We start from the raw sequence: 20,802 nt of genomic DNA, 5'->3' as shown, positions 1-20,802 counted from the left end.
ATAGAACGGCAGGGCGCTGAGGGTTGTTGCAAATGCGGAAGCTCAGGGAGCCGCCGTGTATTGCAGATCGTCGAGGAAAATTTTGACCATCTGGCCACCGGCCTGGGAGGTGAATAGACCGAAGCGGTCCAGGGTGGCACCTTGTTTTTTCTGGCCGGGTTTGAGCGGCAGTGTGGCGGATTCTGTGCCCAAGGTCACACGAAGCTCCCCGTTGCCACTGTTTGCCGCAGGATCATAGACGAGGGACCAGTCGTAGAGTTTGCCGGGGGTGATGATGGGGCCTTGATCCACCTTCCCCTTGGTGCCGTCTGCAGTAGCAAGCTGTGGTATGAAGTAGTGGCCGATGCGGGTGGGGCCGCCGACGTGGATGCCGATGAAATTTCCGGCTTCATCGGGAGATTTGTCCTTCGTGGCGCTGCTAAACCAGCCGATGTGCATGTCGGAGTCGGGTCCTGCCGTGACGAGCTTCACTTTTCCACGTGATTCCAAACGATGCTCAAGATTCAGCGGGCCCACGCGGTCTGCATAATATCCGTAGTCCCCGCTGCGCCACAGCCCGCCTCCGACTTCGCCCGGCTTACCGCCAGCATGGTTGGTGGCGGCGCTGAAGCCGAAATCGTGAGCGCCGACGACTTCGCGGTCTTCATAGGTGGTGCGATTGCCGACCGCAGCCCAGCCGGGGTCTTGGGCGAAGGATTCATCGCGGTTGCCGAACACCACGTCATCGAAGTACATGGTCACGGAGCCGCCGGATTTCATCATGTTCTGGATGCCAAAGCGGTCGAAGGTGGCTCCTTCTTTTTTGAAGCCGGGAGTGAGATCGACGGTGAAGGTGCTGGTGGTGGGGAAACGCGCACGCTCCTCCGCCAGAGAGGCGGCAGGCAGGGCGGGATCGATGACCGGCATGGGGTGATTATCACTGCGCAGAGTGAAGGTGAATTGCCCGTCACCAGAGGGATCGTAGGACAGCTTCCAGTGGTAACGAGTGCCGTCGTTCTTGATGGGGGTGGTGCGATACTTTCCGGGCAGGTAGGGGGTGACGAAGGTGCCGCAGGACTTGTTGGTGTTGGTGATGAGGCGTGTGGCGAGACGGCCGCCTTTGCCTTCAAAGTCGAAGTCGAGACCCAGTGAGCCGATGGGCCGGCCGCTGCCGCCGGGTTGTTGGGAATTGAAGAAACCGAAGAAGACGCCCGCGCCGCCTTCTGACTTGGTGATGGCAAAGCTGCCGGAGGCGGAAAATGCGTCATCGAGCGTCTTGACGGGGATCTCCGCCGCGTAGGAGGCAGGGGTGGTGGAGCGCTGGATGCGGCCGCCGATTTCACCAGCTGACTTGCCGGCGATGCTGGTGGGGCTGAAGCCGAAGTCCTGCGTCACCTTCAGCACCTGCTTTGGCACAATGTGGTTGTTGTGCCCTTCCCAGCCGGGGTCGCGGTCAAAGGATTCCGATTTGAGGCCGGCTGCGTAAGACTGCAAACTGAGGAAAGCCGTGGAAAGGAGAAGAAGGTGCGGTTTCATGGAAAGATGCAGCAATAGGTCACTGGAGGTCCCAGATTTTGACATCATCGAACAGCGCGTCCTTGCCACTGACGGCGAAGTAGAAGTCGCTCTTCATGGGATGGGCGATGCCGGACGACTTCAATGAACCGACGACCTTGCCATCGAGGGTCACGCTGATTTCATCGCCGCTGACTTCGATGACGAGTTGATACCACTTCTGCGGATCGAGCTTCATCGGGAAGCTTTTGCTGCGTCCTGCCACGAGTTTCGCCACCTCGGCCTTTTTTGCCGGGTCTTTTTTCATTTCCTCGATGGCGTGGCTGAGGCGCTCCTTGTCATCGGCCAGGAAGATCAGTCGGGGGGAAAGGGAGACACGGCAGAGGTGACCGCCGTGGCCTTCCTTGAAGTCGCGGTCATTGAAGACGGCATTGATGCCCGTGGACCCGCCGAGTTTGAATTTGAACTCGACCCGCACGTCCTTTTTTCCCACCGGCACAAGGCCGACAGCGCTGTGCTCGGGCTTGGCCTGGCTGATGTTCAAGGCACCCTCGACAATGGCGAGGGCGGGCCACTGCGCTTTCCATGCCTTGCCGACTTCGGGCGAGGAAAAGTCATCGCTGAAGATGAGCGCGCCCTTTTCGGCAAAAGCTGTGGTGCAAACGCTCAGCAAAAGGAGGCAAAGGGGGGCATAAGGTTTCATAAAGTGTCAGGTTATTCCTTCAAGGCGGTGGTGGTGTGCCATTTGCGGCAGTGGGGGCAGCGCTCGTAACGGAGCGATAGGCCCAGATTCATCGCCCACATCGAACGATCATAGATGGTGCCGCAGCCGGGACAGAGAGCGCGGCCATAGAGCCTGGTGCTGAGGCTGGAGCGCCCGAAGCGCAGCAGGACCAATGCGGCAATCGCCGCCAAAAAGCAGAGGACCACCCAGATGCTGACGATGGCCATGGAGACGTTCGCGTTGCCGCCCAGCCAGCCCCAGTTTTTCATCGAAATGGGGAAGTTTGCCAGATAATGCGCGATCATGGCGAGCAGCAGGCCCAGTGCGAAGCGGGAATGGAAACGCCATATGACGAGCGCGACGGCGGTCATGCCGGCGTGGATGCCACAGGTCATGAGGCGCTCCTGAATGAAGCCGCCAAGTTCATACCATGGGAGGGCGGCGATTTTGGGCTGCCGCACCGTGACCAGATCCGCTATGGTGACCATCTCTCCGAGGGCAAAGCCCAGGCCCAGAGCGAGGGCGAAGCAGGCGACGTTCTCCCGAGTAATGGCTTTACGCACCCACGGCAGGAGGAGGGGCCAGAGCTTGGCGGGCTCCTCGGTAAGAGGTGCGTAAGCGGTGCGGATCCAGGTGAGGAGTTCGCCTTCACCAAGGGTCTTGATGAGCCATTTGTCGGCTGGAAGGCGCACCATGTGGAACATGAGCCAGGACATGGGCAGGATGAGCACCAGACAAACGAGCACTCGTGAGCGCTGCTCGCGCGGGGTCAGCAACCACAGTGGAGTGCCGAAAATGGCAAGTCCCAGTACGAAAGTGATGACAAGTGCGGTGCTCATGGTGGCAGTGGTGGATGGGGCATTGCGCGGCGGACCCTGTTCCGTGCTTTGAACGGTGGCAGCTCCGAAGTCTCTCGGCGGATCTTTGGCGGCGGGAAGATCGGCCGGGGCTGTTTCGTTTACTGCTCACCATGAAAACGAGCTGCCTTATCATTGCCAGTTTTGCTATTGCCTGCACCGGATTTGCCCAGGATGCGAAGGAGAATCCCAAGGAGGCCGTGGAGAGACTGATGAAGCAGGCGGGCGAAGCGAAGGCAGCGGGACGCATGGAAGAGGCGCACAAGCTGCATGAAACGGCGGAACGGATGATGGCGGAGCTGCGGGAGAGAGAGCCGGGGAAGAAAATGGAAAAGGTTCCCGAAGGGATGATGAAGATGGAGAAGAAGCCCGGCTTCAAGCCAGGGAGTCCGGAGCAGGAGCGGCTGATGCATGTGATGCAGGCGGTGGAGCACCTGCACGCGGCGGGGCTGCATGAGCCTGCTGAGAACATCGAGAAGATAGCGCAGCATCTGCGGCGGGAGATGGAGGAGCGCATGAAGCAGCAGCAGATGGCAAGGGAGGGAAAACCGCAGGGCGGGCCGAACACACAGGGTGAGATGGAGGAAATGCGCCGGCAGCTCCAGCAGGTGAAGGAGCAGATCGAGCAGCTGAAGATGGAACTGAAGATGAAACTGGAGAAACGCGAGCCTTGACCTTGGGAAAGAAATTGGGTGAACTACGGGCATCTGATTTTTGATGATCCGTTTTCGCCATCGTGCTCTTGTTTGCAGCTCTTTGCTCTTCGCTGCGCTGATTTGCCATGTGAGGGCGCAGAGCATCGGGCTGCCGTGGAGCGGGCATGGGCATGATGCGCAGCATACGGGGCTGTCGCAGGTGAGTTCAAAGGCAATGCAGCGCATCCTGTGGCAAATGCCGGTGGATCTGGCGCCGCAGTATGTGGGGACGACGTTGTATGCGCATTATGGATCGCCAGTGGTCACGAGGCAGAACACGGTGATCGTGCCGGTGAAGACGGGAGCGGGTGACGGGTTCCGCATTGAGGCGCATGATGGCGCAACGGGTGGAACGAAGTGGCAGATGGGGACAGGTTACACGCTGCCAGCGCATAACTGGGTGCCGCACTATGGGGTGGCGCTGACGCCGAAGAACCGGGTGTGCTTTGCGGATGCGGGAGGGACGGTTTCGTACCGGGATGCGCCGGATGCGGGGACGGGTGGAACGGGCAAAATGGTGTTCTATGGAATGGCGAGTTATGTGTCGGATTCAGCAACTTTTGATGCGAATGTGCGGATCAACACGCCGATCACCACGGACCGATATGGGAACCTGTTTTTTGGGTTTGTGGTGACCGGGGTGACGAATCCGGCACTGCAAAGCGGGATCGCGCGGATCGCGGAGGATGGGACGGGGTCATGGGTGAGTGCGAGCAGTGCGGCGGATGATGGCTCGATTTTGCGGCTGCCGCACAATCTGGCGCCGGCGCTGAGCAATGACCATAAGTCGCTGTATTTTGCGGTGATGGATGGGAATGGGTTTGGGTATCTGCTGATGCTGGACAGCCGGACGCTGCAGACGACGGGCAAGGTGAGGCTGAAGGATGTGCTGAGCCCGGTGGATGATGCGAGGATGCTGGATGACGGGACGGCATCGCCGATGGTGGGGCCGGACGGGGATGTGTATTTTGGGGTGTTTGAGCATTCTTGGGGTGTGAACCATTACCGCGGGTGGCTGAGACACTATGACAAGACGCTGACGCAGGCGAAGGTGTCGGGGGCTTTTGGATGGGATCATACGCCGTCGGTGGTGCCGGCTTCGTTGGTGGCGAGTTATCAGGGGACGTCGAAGTATCTGCTGCTGTCGAAGTACAACAACTATGCGGGTGTGGGTGGTGACGGACACAACAAGCTTGCGGTGCTGGATCCGAATGACACGCAGGCGGATGGGGTGACGGGGGCAACGGTGATGAAGGAGATCCTGACGGTGCTGGGGCCGACGCCGGATGATGAGTATGCGTCTGTGCCGGGGGCGGTAAGGGAATGGTGTGTGAACACGGTGGCGATTGATGCGGCGAAGAAGTCGGCGATTGTACACAGCGAGGATGGGAAGGTGTATCGGTGGGATTTTAAGACGAACTCGTTGATCGAGCCGCTGACGCTGACGCCGGGGATTGGGGAGGCGTACACGCCATCGGTGATCGGGGTGGATGGGACGGTGTATGTGATCGCGAATGCGGTGCTGTTTGCGATTGGGGAGGCGGTGCCGTGAGAGCGGTGTTTTGCTTTTTGATGGTGTGGGGGCACGCGGCGTTCGTGTTTGCGGGGCTGACGATGTCGCTGGCTCCGAGTGGGCAGCCGGTGGCGGCGGGTGGGGAGGCGCTGTTTAGCGGGACGCTGACGAACACGAGTGCGACGGACAAGGTTTTCCTGAATGACATCGCGATCTCTTTCAGTGCTGATCCGCAGAGTGACACGGCGCTGTCGAGCAATGCGTTCTTTGCGAATGTGCCTGGGATTCTGCTGCCGGGGGAAGTGTATGAGGGGCCGCTGTTCCGGGTGTCTTTGAGTGGTGCGTCTGCGGCGGCGAATTATACGGGGACGGTGACGCTGGTGGGTGGTGTGAACATCACGGCGAATGCGGCGCTGGCGAGCGCGGGGATCACGGTGCTGGCGACGCCGGTGGATCAGTGGCGGTATCGGAGCTTTGGAGATGCGGCGGGGACGGCGCTGGCCGCGGATGGGAGCGACTGGGACGGGGATGGGACGCTGAACCTGATGGAGTATGCGCTGGCGCTGGATGCGCTGACGCCGGATGCGTCAGGACTGCCGGTGCCGATGCTGGTGAGTGATCACCTGACGCTGAGCTATGTGCCGAGCGCGGCGGATGTGCAGTATGTGATCGAGGTTACGACGGATTTTTTGCAGTGGGGGACGGCGGATGTGGAAGCGGTGGCGGTGGTGAATCCGGTGCCGCCGAATCGGGTGACGGTGCGGTATAAGAACGCGGTGTCTTCGTGGGAACGGGCGTTTATGAGGCTGAGGGTGGTGCGGGCGGGGTTGTGATGTTGAGATGCGCACAACGCGGTCGGCAGAAAAGAATTTTTAACCACTAATCGCACACTAATGAAACACTAATGGTCCAGAGTTATGAGAGTCATTTTTGCGCTTGATATGCTGGGAACCGGGCGCGGAGCCGGACTGAATAGCAGCGGGATGAACGGGTAGTTTTTTGTCAATTATTTGCGCCCTTCGCTATTTACTCCGGCTCTGGAACAATCACCTTCTAACTATACACCACCACTCGAAGAACGATCATGAAAACGGCCTTTTGTTTTAGTCTGCTTTTCATTTTTACATCCTTGGGATGTTCGAACAAAAGCAGCGTCGATGTGGATTCGATCCAGTCCACTTTGCGAACCGCCATGAAGGCTGGTCTTTCGAAGCAAGCGCCGTCAAACATTGCTGGAATTTGGCGGAGTGAATCAACTGGCTCGTTTTTGCTGATCGGCAAAAACCATCGGGCGATGATTTTGACCGTGAGTGATCTTGGAAGGGTTGTTCATCCGGGGAAAAGTCACGAGCTTCGTTTTGAAGGAGGAAGGGATTTCATGGGATCACAGAGTTTTTACTGGAGAGACAACGTCATTGAACGAAATCAGTACGATTACCGAGAGGACTTTTATAAAACCGTTTCTTCGGGAGTGCGGTCTGAGCCTCCTAACTCAATCCGTTCCTCTACTGGCCCTGCGTTTTAGTTCAAGCGCCAGTGGCATCAAGGCCGGGCATTTTGTCTGGCTTTGTTGCGCCGTTCATCAAGCACCCGCATTACTTTCACGATGGACTGCCCGACCATTCAACATCTTAAACAATGGCATGAGAGTTTGTCGTGCCAGAGGGAATTTGCCAACGTGGAGGCGAAGGCGGAGCATGTTGGGCTTTTGAACCGGATTGAGACGGCGATCGCGCGGCTGAAGATGTGCGAGGAGAATGGGATTTTTGGAGGGGCGTGGGTTTGTGTGCTGCCTTCGGTGGTGTATCAGAATGGGATTCCGGAATATCGGGTGGTGTGTGACGGGGAATCGGATAAGCCGGAGCATTGGCGGGAGGTGCGCTTTGAGAAGCGAGGGTTTGTGCGGCTGAGTGGCGGGGATGTGGTGATCAAAAAGTAGCGGGGAGGGGCGAGAACCGAGGAGAGACTGATTTTACAACGCGAGAGATGAGAAGACCGCAGAGATGAGGATTTTGAATGGGCGCTTTGTGAGGCCGTGTGGAGGGCTTTGCGTGCTCTGACTGGGAGCTTGAGAGGGAGGATGGAGCGAATGGGTGGGGATGTTTGGGCAAAAAGATTTTGGGCAGAAAAATTTCAGAGGGGGAGGTGTGATTTGTTTTTGGGTTGGAGTGTTGAGATTGTGATGGGACGCAGGGGCGGATTTTTTTTGGTAGAAAGATTAGGGGTAGAAAAATTTCAGAGTGAAAGGTGTGATTCGTTTTGGGCTGGAGTATTGGGGCAGTGTGGAGAGGGCCTACTTCTCGGTCTCCGCGCTGGGAACCATGGCGCGCCAGCCTGAATCTTTGGTGGACTGGCTGGCTGCGAGAAACAGACCGACGTCGCGCATGACTTCGCTGTAGATGACGGCAGGGACTGAGAGGAGGGGCTGAAGGTGCGTGCCCTGATAGAACTGGACGCAGACGATTCGCAACCACAGGCCGGGGCGGCCGTCAGGGTATAGCTCCTCTGTTATGGTCATGGCACCACGTATGTTTGCACGGGGATGATGGATGCAGGGCTGGAACTGCTCGGGGGTGCCGTGAAAGCTGTAGAGCCATCCACGGTCACGACATAGGGCCGCGAAAGCGCCTTGGTGGAGAAGCTCGCCGCGGTGGCGGAGATCCTCTGTGGTCTCTGCGTCACCTTCTGCACGCAGCACTTCTCGCAAGGCCTGCTGGAAGGGCTGGATGAAGCGGTTCTTGAATGTCCACTTTTGCCAAGCCTCGATTTCATCGTCTTTGAGTTCGGCAGGGTGCCAGAGACGCACGGGCATATCAGTGGAAGCGGTGATGGTACGCCCATCGAGAGCCTTGCAAGTTATGCTCGCGCCCAAGCTGCCAGAGGTGGCGGGATTTTCGTGAAGATGAATTAGCTCCCTGCCCAATCTCCAAAGCAGACGACGCGTGAGTGGGCCGACGATCGGGTGATCGAGATAGTGCTCCTGCCAGATCTCGAACGACAGATCACGGCCTTGGCACATCAGCCTTTCCAGGCGCAGCACCTGTGCACGATGGGTCTTTTTAACATCGCGCAGCAGTGTCTTGATGCTTTGCAGTTCGTCAGGGTGAGTGACGCGCAGGCCTGCCGGGACTGAGCGCTGAGGGACACCGCCGTCTTCACACCACTCCAGCTCCGGCTGGCCGGAGGCTGAACTGCCGAGCCTCACGCTGAATGAGCCGATGCGAAGCCCGGATTTAAAACCGTGATCGGGCACATGCTGCTCCTCCAAAGCGCTCCAATCTGCGCCGGCTTTTTTCGCCATGGAGGTCTGGGCCTTGGCCAGAGCCTTGCGCGTGTTCTTGTGCTTCACGGAACTCTGAAGCATGGACAGGGAGGCTGCCGATGTCTCCACGGTCTGACGGCTGAGGGTGTCTGCGCAGGCGGCGGCGATCTTGGCACACAGCGGGCCGATGTTTTTGAGTTTGGTGGCACAACGTGCGCTGGCATCGCGTAGTGAATCGGTCAGTGTGGCGTGAGGCGCGCACACCCAGATCAGCGCGCGCAGAAGGTCGGTGTGATCCTCATCCAGCAGATTCTTCATGTCCGTAGCGAAGCCGCGCCAGGCGACTGCGACGGGGCCCTCCCGTCCGAGAGACTCCAAGATGTCCTGCATGATCATGGTGAACTGCGGCAGGCTGGCAGCGAGAGCTTCGGACTGTTTGAGGTAGGATTTGGACGGGCTGCCTGACTTCTGGGTGCTGGCGAGCTTGAGCAGGGACTCCCACGTGGCGCGGTCCGTGGCAGGAAGGGAGTCGCGCCAGGCGAGGGCTTTGGCGGTCCACGCGTCTTTGGGGGTGGGAATGGGATCGCTGCTGACTAGGGCGAGAGCCACCGCCAGCCGGTGCATCAAGGCGCGATATTGCTTGTCCGTTTTTAGCTTGGAGAACTGGGGGTGATGCTGCCGCAGGAAGGTGAGAAGGCGCACTGAAAAGCCGCTGGAGGACTGGCGCTGCTCGGCCCATGTCACCAAGTCTTCCATCGGCAAGGAGTTGAAGGGATAGGTGCATTCGCCGAGTCTGATGAGCCAGGAAAGGATGAGTTCATCCGCTGCGGGCACGCCTGCGGCAAGCAGCACTCCTGCGAAGTGGTTGTGGTAGTACATCTCATCAGTCCATGGCAGCGTCAGAGCCGCCTGCAGAATCTCCTGCTGCTTTTCAGGCGGCAGGGCCAGGACAGGATCAGGCGGCTTTGGCTTTTGAAGGGAACGCCTGGCCTGAATGTACTGCGTGAGATGGTGTTCGAACTCTGTGGACATAGCGAGGAGAGCAAGGGACGAAACAGCTAGTGATCGGCACGTTCAGAGGCGGAAGGAGAGATTTCAAGACCGCAGAGGTGAGGATTTTGAGTTGGGGCTGGGAGCTAACGGGAGGGAATGTTTGGGCAGAAAGATTTTGGGAAGAAGAATTTCAGAAGGGGAGGTGTGATTTGTATTTGTGTTGGAGTGTTGGGGCGGTGTGATGGGACGCAGGGGCGGATTTTTTTTGGTAGAAAGATTAGGGGTAGAAAAATTTCAGAGGGGTGATTTGGGAGCTGGGATGTGAGCGGTGCGTTTGAAAGGACGCAGGGGAAAAGGGGAAGGCTGTTGTCTTGAGAGGATGCGGCGAGGCAGAGCAGTGGCGGGAGGGTTGCTCGGGCGGGGCGTGAGGTGGACGCTGCTGGGACTCGTGGGGTGTGGCGAGGTGGTGGGTTTGCTTTCCTGTTGGGTGGCTGGTGGTGTCTGACCCAGGGCGGTGCTCGCTGAGGCTCGCTTTGCCCTGGGCTTCGGTAGGTGGCCCCTTTGGGGCTGGTGAGAGCGTGGGGCTACTTATTGATGAGTGCTCAATAGACTAACGCGAATGCAATGCCCGTGAAGCTTGAAACCGGGGGCTGGGGGCTGGGGGCATGCGGAGGCTGTGGCTGTGACGGATTGACGTGAAGACGCTGCTGGTGAACGCGGTGTGCTAAGAAAGCGATGGGTTTGCTCCCCGGGCTGTGCTTGCAAACCCCAGGGAATCACTCGCTATCGCTCGGCATCCCTGGGCTCAATGACGGAAGGCCGTTGGCCTTCAATGCGAGATCGTCAGTCTATTCGGCGAGTCGCAATCATAGGTCGTGGTATGAAATGGCTTCGCTCTTTTTGTTCGCCTGACCGGAAGGAGGGGAGATCTCATTGGCGGAGCTGGGCGCTGGGCTGTTGTTTCCCAGGGGCGGACAGGGTGGTCGGCTTGAGGCTGGGACGCTGCGCTGGGCGGGTCAGCTTACGACGACCTGTTGGCGAACGGGGGCGGGCCGGGGGTGTCTGGGCTTGGGATTTTTCAGCCAGCGCAAGATTCTGGCGAGGAAGTGTGAGGGGCGTTCTTCGTAGATCAGGGACCGCCGTGTGTCGCCGGACAAAGACAGGGCCCAGTGACAGAGGGTGTTCTTGCACACGATGATGAGTTTTTCGTCTGGCTTGAGCTTTCCGGATGTTTTGGCTGTCTGCAGGATTTCATCGGCAAGGGTGAAGCATTGCTCGATTTCGAGGGCGTCTCTTTCGGTGACTTTGGAGACGCCACCCCAAGACGACTGCAGGAAGAGGTGCAGGGGGCCGAAGACTTGGTAGTAGATGATGTTGTGGGCGCTGAAGCCGTGGCCGGCATCTGCCAGCACGAGGTAGGGCGGCGGTGGGTGGAAGCTTTCTGCGACGTAGAGGTCGATGTCGTGGAGCGCCATCTTGACTTCGCGGGTGGCGAAGACCCAGATGTCTTTTTGCTCCAGGGCGACTGCGAGTTCAGGAGGGAGCTGCGGGAAGGCGAGGCCGGTTTCTTGGAAGGTTTTGCGGGCTGTTTCGAGACCGGTGGGTGATGTGGTTTCGTTTGCCTGACTGGCGGGCGCGGGTGGGGAGTGAGTGTCCAGCGGCTGGGAGGCTGCGGATGATGCAGGCGACTCGCTCATGGTGGTATTATGGTGCTAAACGGGGGAACGGCAAGGGTGCTTTATGTCCGCTTGCTATTCTTGAGCGCAAACCGTTGGGCATTGTAGTCAGTGATGACGTGGCGCATTCGCCTTGGATCGATCGCGGGGCGGAACCGCACATGCTGAAGGCGTTGGAGCAAGCCTTTCGAGAATCATCGGAGGTCAGAAAATCAGATTCGAATGGCCAATGAACTAATTTATAAAGTCGTTCAAATTGTCGATTATTTGTAACCTGACCTCGTCTTCCTAAGGATGGAGGGGCTGGAGTCAGTGCTGCTGCATGCTGCGCTGGGATTTTGCGAGGTGTTCGCGCAAGGTGGCGAGCATGGCCTGGAATTTTTCCTCGGTGATGACGAAGGCGCTGCCGTCCAGGGTAGCGACGACACGTTTGCCGCTGGCGCTGGCGTGGGCAGACCAGACGATGGGCAGGGTGGCGGCGTCGTTGTCATGCAGGCCGGCTCCGGCATAGACGAGGGGTTCGGGGGGCATGGCGTAGTCAACGCTGGCCCAGAAGATGCGGGTGTCGGAGATGATCTCGGGGATCATGTCGGCGATGGTGTCGGGGAGTCTGCCGTCGTGATACTTCGCATACTGCTGGGCACACAGGACCACTTGTTTGGTATTGCTCACGGCCTTCATTTGCCGGCCCATGTTCATGTCGTACCAGACGGGCAGACGAAACAGCCAGCCGGTCTGGTGCACGATGCCGACGGCGGCGATGCTGGTGCTGAACATGAGGATGAGGATGGCGCACCAGGCGAAGGTGTAACGCCAGTGCCAGCGGCCTGATGACCGCAGGCGTGACATGAGCGACTGCAGGCCGAGCATGCCGAGCAGCAGGGCGGCCAGTGAACAGAGCAGCAATTCTACATTGATTTGAGTCTGCGGAATGACCTGGCTCAGATAATGCGCCCAGCCAAAGGCCAGACGGTAAAAAAACTCGAAGAAGCCCAGCACAAACAAACTGAGGATCACGAACAGGAGTCCTTTCATCACCTTGCGAAACACTCTCGATGGGGAGTATTTTTCCGAGGTGTCAGCTATGTCATTCATGGGCCGAACTCCTTTCGTACGCGTTCGTCGAGTTCTTCTGCATTCATCTGCACGACGGTGCCGTCGGTGAGGAGGGCCCAGCGTTTGGGGCCGTAGGTGGCGGGCTCGTAAACGAGCACGCGGTTGGCGGGGCCGAAGGTGAGGCCGGGGATGTAGATGAGCCAGTGGCCGTCGGGACTGGCGCCTTTCCAAAGGGTGGCATTGAAGTCAGTGACGTAGGCGTGCGGGGGGAGTTTGCCGTCGTGTTTTGCGGCGTAGTCGCGCAGGGCATCGCGGAGGGTTTCGAGCCAGCGCTGGCGGGCGGCGTCGAGCCAGGGCTGGGGATCGCGGTCGGGGGTGCGGAGCTTGTAGGTGATGCCGTTTTTGGCCCAAGCGCCGGGGGTCATGAGCTCGCGGGCGCCGGAGATCATGGTGAGGATGAAGTAGAGAAAGAGGCCGGCGACGATGAGGAGTGCGAGGGAGCGCCTGAAGGTGAGGCGGGGCATCCAGGCGAAGTCTTTGGAGAGGAGATTCCAGAGCCAGCGGAAGATGAGGGCGCAGAGGAGATAGACGAAGATGAAGAACGAGATGACGTCCAGGCGGGCCTTGGCGACATCGGTGAGATCGAGCGAGGGCATGCCGGCGAAGGCGGGGGTGGTCGCGAGGAGGAGGAATGCGGCCGCGGTTGTTTTACGGACGGTCATGGAGGGTGGCAGGCTAAGGGGAGTGGTTGGGGTGAGACAAGCCTGAAGTGTGGGAGGGGAGAGCGTGTGGAGTGAGTGTTCAGAGGCTGGGAGGCTGCGGATGATGCAGGCGACTCGCTCATGGTGGTATTACGAAACTGAACGGGGAAACGGCAAGGGGGGAGATCTGCTTGCCGGCGGGCGTTCAGCTGAAAAGTTCATCTCCGGAGAACCAGGCGGGGAGACAGGGGCTGCGGATTTTGTCTATTATTTGCACCCTGTCCCCGTTTTACGGCGGCATGGGAGTGGCAGCAGAGCAACCCAATGCCGGCCAAGGTGAGGGTGGATCTGGCAAGAGTGGTCATGGGTGCTTGCCGGCTGGCGGCTGTGCCGGGGGTCTTGCGGTGAAGGTGTAAAGGTCGGCATCGTGGAGCTGGAACTCCAGGCGCACGACGGTGCCTTTGAGTTCGTCCATGGATTTGCCGTTCCACTTCACCTCGTGGTTCACGCTGTCGCCGGTGAAGGCCGGCATGTCGTCGTAGTCAAAACCGGCGATGGGTTTGCGCAGTTCGTCTGAGACGCGCACCTGCAATTTTCCGGCGTGGGCGTCTGCGTTCACGATTAAATCACCGCCGGGCCAGTGCATGGCCCGGGTGCAGACGACGCCACCGGTTTTGGGACCATGCTGGGAGATGAAACCCTCCTTGCGGATCGTGGCGAGGCCGATGGCCCCTTTGCGGTGCACGGAATCATCGTGCGAAGCATCGAAGCCGGCGTAGTAGAACCACCATTCATCGCCGACCTCAACCCAGCGTGGTGTGGCGACGACCATGGAGTGATCGAAGGCGCCTGCGGGGCCGAACTCGATGAAGTGCTCGCGCTTTGGCAGACGCTGGAAGCCCCAGCCGTCATGGCTCCAGGCGATCTCGCTGGCGTAGAGGTCATTCCATAAAAAGGGTGCGAGCATGCCCCACCAGATGCCGGCGTGCTGATGCACGGGCATGGCCATGAAGTAGTTGTAGCCCAGCTCCGCATCGCGCTCGTCGGGCATGAGGATGGTCTGCGGGCGCACCTGCCATTCAGTCCAGAGCTCCCTGCTGCTCATGCGTGACATGCCGCGGCGGGATTCGCCGCTGCTGGTCATTTCCTTGGTCTGCCCGGGGGCGCGGTAGATGTGCTTCGAGCGGCAGAACATCACGTATTCCTCATGGCCGGCATCGTATTGAATGATGTTGTGCGTGTCGCTGGAGAGCTTCGCGATGCGTGTGTCCTTCGCGAAGTCCCAGTGGATGCCGTCTTGGGAACCGATGAGGCGCAGGCCGTTCATTGGCGCGGAAGTCATCAGGTAGTGCATCACGTAGCGATAGCCGTGGCGATCTTTCTCCGGCAGTTCGAGGATCTGCGGCGCGCCAGATTCGCACTGCGGCTGGTCGAGATGATGGATCACGCAATTGCGCGGCAGGAAGTACTTCTTTGCATCAGGAAACAGATCGAGCGCCGGTTTCTCCCAGTGAATGCCGTCCTTCGACTCTGCGTAGGCCACCGAGACGGAGTAGATGCCCTTGCCCGTGGACACCGCGGCGTTTTTCACATTGGCCTGATACCACATGCGAAAGAGCCCATCGTCCTCACGCAGCACCCAGAGGTGGCTGGGATCATCCTCTGTGATGAGCGGATTGCCGGCATGCTTTTTCGCCTGATGCAGCACGCGAGTGACCGGCTCGCCTTTCGACTTCAAGCCCCAGGTGGAGTCCACCACTTGAAGGTCCAGGACGAACTGCGGCGTGTGGCCGATTTCAATGGGTTCGTGCGGCAGGGCTCCAGATGCATTCCCACTGATGCAGAGACAGATGAGCAGGTGCAGTCGTTTCATGGGTGAGTTCCTCCGCGCTGTGAACGCGAAACCTCCGGGCACTCTCTCCACCTTTGCGGTTTAGACCTAATGCCGCTAAGCAAAAAAAAGAATGCGTCGAAAAAGAGTGCTGTACAAATGAACTGCACGGTTAACTGAAGATGGATGCAAACCGCATCCATCCCTGATCCTTCACCCGCAGATTTTGAACCCTCTCTCCAGGCACGGCTGTGGCGTTGGATGGATCAAAAGTTGCTGGAGTTTCCCGGGTTGGTTGAAGGCCGTCATCAGGGGCCGCGGCAGAAGCTGCAGGGCTGGCAGATCATCGCGGGGCTTACCGCACAGTGCTTGCATCGCTGCGGCAGCCTGGAGCATATCATGCGGCGCTATTTTGCTGTGCGGTTGAGCAGTTCGGCTTTAAGTCAGCGCCGCGCGCACATGCAGCTTGAACCCTTCACCACCGTCATGCGCCACGCCCTCAGACCGATGGCGCGGCCAGACCAGCATCCCGACTGCTTCTTTGCAGGCCTGCTGCTGGTGGGCATTGACGGCATCCAGTTCGATCTGCTCAACACGCCGCAGATCAACGCGCAGGTGGCCAAGGTGCGCACGCGACGCGCCGAGGCTGCCTTTGCCAAGCTCTCCGCCAGCGTGCTGGTGGAGCTGGGCACGCACGCGCCGCTGGGCGTTGCCATGGACTTTGGGCCGATGAGCGAAAAAGCCCTCATCGAGCCGCTGTGGGAGTCGCTGCCAGAGAAGAGCCTGTTGATTTTGGACCGCTACTACGGGCAGGCCCCGATGCTGCAGGAACTGCAAAAACACTGTGCGACTCGCAGCAGCCATTTTTTGGTGCGCGTGCGCGACAAGCTCAACGTCAAAGTCCAGCAGCCCTGTGGTGACGGCAGCGCGCAAGTCACGGTGACCTTGCGTGAGCGTGAGCCGGTCCCGGCGGAAGATGCCGGGCAGCCAGCACCCGCTGAACCAGCGTCCAGGACACGTGGCAGACCGCGCAAGCACCCGCCGCAGAAAGTCAGTTCGCTGACGGTGCGTGAGGTGCGCGGAAAGATGCGCTGTGGCAACGGCCAGTGGGCGGAGGTAAGGCTGTGGACCAGCCTCAGTGAGCAGCAGGCCTGCGCACAGCAACTGCTGGAGCTCTATGCACGGCGCTGGGAGCAGGAGCTTTTTTACAAGGAACTCAAGCTGCAGGTCAACCAGGGCAGCCTGCTGGCAGGGCAGCGCACCGAGACAGCAGCGCAGCAGGTGGCTGCGATGATGATCGCCTGCTCGCTGCTGGCGGAGGAACGTCTGGCCGTTGCGGCAGTCTCGCCGGACCAGGCCGTGCGACAGGCCGGAGCGCTGCGCATCAGCTTTGCGATGTGCCAGGAATACGTTGCGGCGCTGTTTTTGGTGCTGCAGTCCTCAGAGGGGCTGATGGACAAACAGGCACAGGGAGAACTGGTCAGACGCGTGCGTGTTCAGATCGCAGAGGCGGCCTTGCCGCCACGTCGATTAAGATCCTGCCAGCGCAGAGTCCGACGCCCCGTGGACAAATGGCCCCGAATGATGAAACCCACTTCGTTGCCCAACCCCAGAAACTTCACCATCACCAACATTGCTTAGCGGCATTAGGTTTAGACCAACTCTCAAAAATCTTGTCACATTGCCCGGGCGGCGGAGCGGCCCCATTGGCTGCGTTAGTCGCTTGCCTGTTATTCTTCAATAGCAGACGGCGCTCCCGCCTTGCCACTGGGGCCGCTGCGCTCGCCGGTTCAATATGACAATCTTTTCGAGAACTGGTCTAATTCAGGTGGGTTTGCTGCATGCCGCGGCAAAGCCCCTCGAAGCACAAGGATGAACCACACAGTGCCTCACTCCCACACGCCCAGCTTCACGAGCTGCTTGGTGGCGGCGCCGGCCCAGTCGCGGTTGGCGGCGGGGCTGGCGGGGCTGGGGTGGAGGACGCGGCCGGTTTTGAAGGTTCCGCGGAGGGTTTCTTTGGCGCGGTTGGCACGCTCTTCGGCGAAGGCGCCGACGCCGATGACCCATTCGGGCTGGAGGGCGGTGATGACGGAGCGGAGGTGGGCATCGCACGCGGCTTCCATGGTGATGGTTTCGGCGGCGGGGAGTTTGTCCGGGGTGAAGTTGCGGCCGCTGGCTTCGATGAAGACGAGGGGGCAGTAGTTGGCGACGAAGTGGTCTGCAAAGAAGGCTTCGGCTTTGCCGAAGCGCTGGGCGAAGAGGCCCCAGAGGCGGCGGCCGCTGACTTCGGAATTCGGGCAGTCAAAGCCGACGACGGGGCGCTTGGGGTGCTCGCGCTCGGGCTTGCCGACGGGTTCATGGATGCCCATCCAGTCGCGCACGGCGGCGATCTCGCCGAAGGGGACTCCGGTCTGGGTCATGCCGAAGGGGCCGGGATTCATGCCGACGAGGACGACGCGTTTTTTGCTGCTGCCGAAGCGGCGGAGGTAGGTCTCGTGAGGTGCCCAGGCGTAGTCGAGGGGCTGATAGACGTACTCGACGGGGGCGGCGAAGCGGAGGGGACGGAGGGACTCGCGAAGGGTCTGGGCGGCGGCGATGAGTGCGGTGGCGGGCATGGGCATGGGCATGGGCGCATGAGATGCGCGGAGGGGGATGCCGTCAAGGTGTGCGGAGAGAAGTCGTGGTGGAGAGGGGGCGCGGCGCAGGAGGGTGCGTGGGTGAGAGGGTAAAAGGGAAAAAAAGATTTTTTCGGAAGGGTGGTTAGACGGGGATGGTGCTGGGTTTGAGCGGAGGAGTGGCCGGAGATTTGTGCGCAGGTGTTCGGGATGGGCGGGGAGGTGAAGGTCCGGAGGAAGGGTAAAAAGATTGGGGGTAAAAAGATTTTTTCAGAGGGTTGAGGGAGAGCCATGGCGGTGGCGGGCGGGAGCTGGGAATGATGTTGCTCTGGAGCAATGCAGGCGGAACCAGATTCTCCTGAGTGGGTTCGGAGCTGATGGGTGGTGCTGTTGACGGGGAAGGTGGTTTTTGAGCCTAGGATCTGTGATTTTTCATTTTCTGCGGTGTTGATTTATTCGGGGGCTCCCTGACGTTTGTGGCCGTGATGCGAAAAAACCTGTGTTTCGGAATTTTGGCGGCGGTGTGCTTTGCGGTGACTTCTCCGGCGGCGGATAATGTGAAGATCGTGCTGAAGAATGGTGCGGAGCTGCGAGGGGAGATGCTGAAGGAACGGGAGGATGCGGTGGTGCTGGACCTGGGGCACACGGTGCTGACGGTGCCGCGCACGGATATTTCCCTTCTGGAGAAGGCGCTGCCGGCAGGGGCGAAGGCGGCGGCGGTGCAGGGTGAGGACATTTATTTTGTGGAGCCTGCACGTGAGGCGATGACGGTGGAGAAGAATGTGCAGCGGGTGGCGGAGTCTGTGGTGCAGATCCAGACGGCGTCGGGGCTGGGATCCGGATTCATCATCAACAAGCTGGGGTATGTGATCACGAACCAGCATGTGATCGCGGGGGAGCGTGAGATCACGGTGGTGGTGTACCGGAAGAAGCCGGACGGGCTGGAGAAGGTGCCGTTTACGAAGGTGAAGATCATCGCGATGAACGGGTTTCTGGATCTGGCGATCCTGCAGATCGATGACCCGGCGGTGGACAAGCTGCCGTTTGTTCCGATGGGGGAGTCTGACTCGCTGACGCAGGGGCAGGATGTGTTTGCGATCGGGAGTCCGCTGGGGCTGGAGAGGTCGGTTTCGAAGGGGATCGTGAGCATCCGCGCGCGTGAGAGCGGGGGGCGGTGGTACATTCAAAGCACGACGCAGATCAATCCGGGGAACTCGGGCGGCCCGCTCTTTAATGCGCGTGGCGAGGTGGTGGGGGTGAACAACATGAAGGCGGCGGGAGTAGGCGTGGAGGGCCTGGGATTTTCGATCCCGTCCAATGTGCTGAAGCTGTTTCTGAAGAACCGCGAGGCGTTTGCGTTTGACCCACGGAACCCGAACAGCGGATTCCGCTATCTGCCGCCGCCGGCACCGCCCGAAGAAAAAACAAAGGTGGAATCTGTAACCACAGGCGGCTGATGTTTCAGTAGGTACCGAAGTCGAGTTAGTTCAACCCAATCATTTCAACACATCCCCTTCCCCATCCAATTTCATGAAACGCGCGCCCTTTTATCTTTCCCTGCTGCTGGCCAGCCTCAGCATTCTCCCCGCCTCCGCCGCCGACCGGCTGGAGCAATGGTACACTCTGATGCCGAAGAACACGGTGGGGGTGATAGCGATCAAGAACACTCCTGAACTGCTGGCTGACTGGGAGAAGAGCAGCTACGCGAAATTCATGCAGGACGACGAGGCGAAGCGCTGGATGGCGCCGATGCGTAAAGAAGGCGACGCGCCGTGGGACAAGTTTTTCAAGGATACGTTTGGGAGCGGGATGTATGACACGCTGAAGGAGTACCCGGGAGCGGTGGTGCAGTATCTGGTGATCGGTGATTTCACGGAGTTTGACAAAAATCCGCCCAGCGTGTCGCTGTTCGAGGTGGCGGGGAAGCAGAAGGAGATCGAGGCGCAGAAGCAGGCGGAGGTGGAGCTGAAGAAAAAGGGGAGTCCGGACCTGAAGGTGCGGACGGAGGACATCGGCGGGGTGAGCGTGCAGATCGCGGCGGAAAGCGAAGGGGCGGATGCGGCATGGAACACAGCGTGGGCGGTGGTGGGAGATGTGATGATCGAGGCAAACCGGCGCGGGCTGATGGAATACATGATCGGAGCGCTGAAGAACAATGCGGGCGATGCACCGGGGGTGCCGCGGGAGCACCTGAGCCGGATAGGCCAGATGACGAACGGCGGTGGAGACATGCTGATCTATTTCAATGGTGTGAAGCTGGTAGAGCTGGGAGAGAAGGCGCTGGCGGCGGCGGAGGCGGCGAAGAAGAAGGCGGGGGACAAGGATAAAAGCGGGATGGGGATCAGCTTCGAGCCGAAGATGGTGATGGACCTGCTGGGAGCGGAGGAACTGCAGGCGGTGGCGCTGACAGCGGAAATGACGGACACGCAGGCGCGGATGGACCTGACGATCCTGCACCCGGAGAAGCCGGCGGGGCTGATCTCGCTGATGCGTGGAACGGCAAACGAGGTGACGCTGCCGACGTTTATTCCTGCGGGGATTTTGACGGCGAGTGTGACGCGCATGGACCTGGGGAAGGTGTATGACTCGATCTTTGGACTGATGGGAAAAATCGGTCCGGTGGCGATCGTGGCGGCGATGAAGCTGGGGGAACTGGAAGGGCAGCTGGGATTTAAGATCCGGAAAGATCTGCTGGGGAGCCTGGCGGATGAAGTGATCCAGGTGCAGGACGGCGACGGGACGAAGGAAAGTCAGGTGATGGGCTTCAAGGTGAAGGACGCGGACAAGCTGGGCGGAGCGCTGGACGGCCTGAAGCGGTTCATCGGAGCGGGATTTGGCGCGTTTGAGGAGAGCGACTTCCTGGGGTACACGATCAACACGATGAAGATGTCCCAGACGGCGAACGCGGCGACGGAGGTGGCGTACTGCAACACGGGGAAATATCTCCTGGTATCCGTAGGGCCGCAGGAGACGCTGAAAAAGGTGCTGGGCCGCATGAAGGACCCGTCTGGTCCGAGTGTGTGGGAAAGCGCGAATGTGCAGAACCTGCTCTCCCTGACGCCGAAGAACTACAGCGGCGTGGGAGTGACTGACGCCGGGCGGCTGATGAACATGATCGCCACGGCGGCTGCAACGGTGGAGAGCAAGTCGGGCGCGGGCAAAGCGAAGGCGGATGCACCGAAAAAGAAGGGGCCGGGCAAGAAGAAGGCGGGCGCTGAGGAAGCGGTGGCCGAGGCGGCGAGCAGCTGGTTTGACCCGGGTGCGCGCCCGTCCAACGCGACGTTTGAGAAGTACTTCGGCAGCCTGCTGAGCGCGAGCTACATGCACCCGGACGCGATCCAGGTGCACTACCTGACCACGCCGGTGGAGGCGAAGTAGGCTGGGA

17 protein-coding genes are annotated in these 20,802 nt (G+C 59.8%); 8 read left to right on the top strand and 9 right to left on the bottom strand.

All coding sequences use genetic code 11. The features are described from left to right. Positions 1 to 42 precede the first annotated feature (42 nt). From ACILSR_RS07925 to ACILSR_RS07915, 3 genes are read right to left on the bottom strand one after another with little or no spacing between them, the layout of a single operon-like run. Positions 43 to 1,515: a hypothetical protein gene (locus ACILSR_RS07925; RefSeq protein ID WP_395749205.1), complete on the bottom strand. Its 1,473-nt coding sequence runs from the start codon at positions 1,513 to 1,515 to the stop codon at positions 43 to 45. 19 nt (positions 1,516 to 1,534) lie between these two features. Then, positions 1,535 to 2,197: a hypothetical protein gene (locus tag ACILSR_RS07920; RefSeq protein WP_395749204.1), complete on the bottom strand. Its 663-nt coding sequence runs from the start codon at positions 2,195 to 2,197 to the stop codon at positions 1,535 to 1,537. 11 nt (positions 2,198 to 2,208) lie between these two features. Continuing rightward, on the bottom strand, positions 2,209 to 3,057 hold the full coding sequence (locus ACILSR_RS07915; protein WP_395749203.1) for a hypothetical protein: 849 nt from the start codon (positions 3,055 to 3,057) through the stop codon (positions 2,209 to 2,211). 131 nt (positions 3,058 to 3,188) lie between these two features. Between ACILSR_RS07915 and ACILSR_RS07910 the strand changes: the two genes are divergently transcribed. The 5 genes from ACILSR_RS07910 (at position 3,189) to ACILSR_RS07890 (ending at position 7,222) form a co-directional block, all read left to right on the top strand. Further along, entirely contained in the window at positions 3,189 to 3,749 is a 561-nt protein-coding gene (locus tag ACILSR_RS07910; protein WP_395749202.1) for a hypothetical protein, read from the top strand. Positions 3,750 to 3,792: 43 nt separating this feature from the next. Then, positions 3,793 to 5,322 carry a hypothetical protein gene (locus ACILSR_RS07905; protein WP_395749201.1) on the top strand — a complete coding sequence of 510 codons (1,530 nt, stop codon included), beginning with the start codon at positions 3,793 to 3,795 and terminating at the stop codon, positions 5,320 to 5,322. Then, complete coding sequence (locus tag ACILSR_RS07900; RefSeq protein ID WP_395749200.1) at positions 5,319 to 6,116, top strand: hypothetical protein; 798 nt, start codon at positions 5,319 to 5,321, stop codon at positions 6,114 to 6,116. The genes ACILSR_RS07905 and ACILSR_RS07900 overlap by 4 nt, the downstream gene beginning before the upstream one ends. Positions 6,117 to 6,367: 251 nt before the next feature. Continuing rightward, positions 6,368 to 6,808, top strand: coding sequence for a hypothetical protein (locus ACILSR_RS07895; protein WP_395749199.1), 441 nt, complete (start codon positions 6,368 to 6,370; stop codon positions 6,806 to 6,808). A 42-nt stretch (positions 6,809 to 6,850) separates the two neighbouring features. Then, on the top strand, positions 6,851 to 7,222 hold the full coding sequence (locus ACILSR_RS07890) for a hypothetical protein (protein ID WP_395749198.1): 372 nt from the start codon (positions 6,851 to 6,853) through the stop codon (positions 7,220 to 7,222). A 354-nt stretch (positions 7,223 to 7,576) separates the two neighbouring features. On the opposite strand, the gene ACILSR_RS07885 is transcribed toward ACILSR_RS07890, so the two are convergent. The 5 genes from ACILSR_RS07885 to ACILSR_RS07865 all read right to left on the bottom strand — a co-directional run bounded on the left by ACILSR_RS07885 (position 7,577) and on the right by ACILSR_RS07865 (position 14,844). Then, positions 7,577 to 9,577 carry a DUF4132 domain-containing protein gene (locus ACILSR_RS07885; protein ID WP_395749197.1) on the bottom strand — a complete coding sequence of 667 codons (2,001 nt, stop codon included), beginning with the start codon at positions 9,575 to 9,577 and terminating at the stop codon, positions 7,577 to 7,579. Positions 9,578 to 10,554: 977 nt separating this feature from the next. Then, positions 10,555 to 11,235: a hypothetical protein gene (locus tag ACILSR_RS07880; protein ID WP_395749196.1), complete on the bottom strand. Its 681-nt coding sequence runs from the start codon at positions 11,233 to 11,235 to the stop codon at positions 10,555 to 10,557. A 288-nt stretch (positions 11,236 to 11,523) separates the two neighbouring features. Continuing rightward, positions 11,524 to 12,309 carry a hypothetical protein gene (locus ACILSR_RS07875; protein ID WP_395749195.1) on the bottom strand — a complete coding sequence of 262 codons (786 nt, stop codon included), beginning with the start codon at positions 12,307 to 12,309 and terminating at the stop codon, positions 11,524 to 11,526. Next, positions 12,306 to 12,992, bottom strand: coding sequence for a hypothetical protein (locus ACILSR_RS07870; RefSeq protein WP_395749194.1), 687 nt, complete (start codon positions 12,990 to 12,992; stop codon positions 12,306 to 12,308). Before ACILSR_RS07870 ends, ACILSR_RS07875 begins: the two co-directional genes overlap by 4 nt. A 340-nt stretch (positions 12,993 to 13,332) precedes the next feature. Further along, positions 13,333 to 14,844 (bottom strand): hypothetical protein, encoded by a 1,512-nt coding sequence (locus ACILSR_RS07865; protein WP_395749193.1) that lies wholly within the window; start codon positions 14,842 to 14,844, stop codon positions 13,333 to 13,335. Between the two features lie 144 nt (positions 14,845 to 14,988). Here ACILSR_RS07865 and ACILSR_RS07860 point away from each other — a divergent pair, with 144 nt between their 5' ends. Next, entirely contained in the window at positions 14,989 to 16,443 is a 1,455-nt protein-coding gene (locus ACILSR_RS07860; protein ID WP_395749192.1) for an IS4 family transposase, read from the top strand. Positions 16,444 to 16,691: 248 nt separating this feature from the next. On the opposite strand, the gene ACILSR_RS07855 is transcribed toward ACILSR_RS07860, so the two are convergent. After that, positions 16,692 to 17,423 (bottom strand): uracil-DNA glycosylase family protein, encoded by a 732-nt coding sequence (locus ACILSR_RS07855; protein WP_395749349.1) that lies wholly within the window; start codon positions 17,421 to 17,423, stop codon positions 16,692 to 16,694. A 479-nt stretch (positions 17,424 to 17,902) separates the two neighbouring features. Between ACILSR_RS07855 and ACILSR_RS07850 the strand changes: the two genes are divergently transcribed. Together ACILSR_RS07850 and ACILSR_RS07845 are read left to right on the top strand one after the other, a co-directional pair. Next, a complete protein-coding gene (locus tag ACILSR_RS07850) occupies positions 17,903 to 18,874 on the top strand; it encodes a S1C family serine protease (RefSeq protein WP_395749348.1) in 972 nt (323 codons plus the stop codon). Between the two features lie 73 nt (positions 18,875 to 18,947). After that, positions 18,948 to 20,795, top strand: coding sequence for a hypothetical protein (locus ACILSR_RS07845; protein ID WP_395749191.1), 1,848 nt, complete (start codon positions 18,948 to 18,950; stop codon positions 20,793 to 20,795). Positions 20,796 to 20,802: the final 7 nt, after the last annotated feature.

This window comes from Prosthecobacter sp., from assembly GCF_044222565.1.
GTDB lineage: Bacteria > Verrucomicrobiota > Verrucomicrobiia > Verrucomicrobiales > Verrucomicrobiaceae > Prosthecobacter.
Note: the sequence above shows the minus strand (reverse complement) of the source record. Positions and strands in the feature narration are given on the sequence as shown.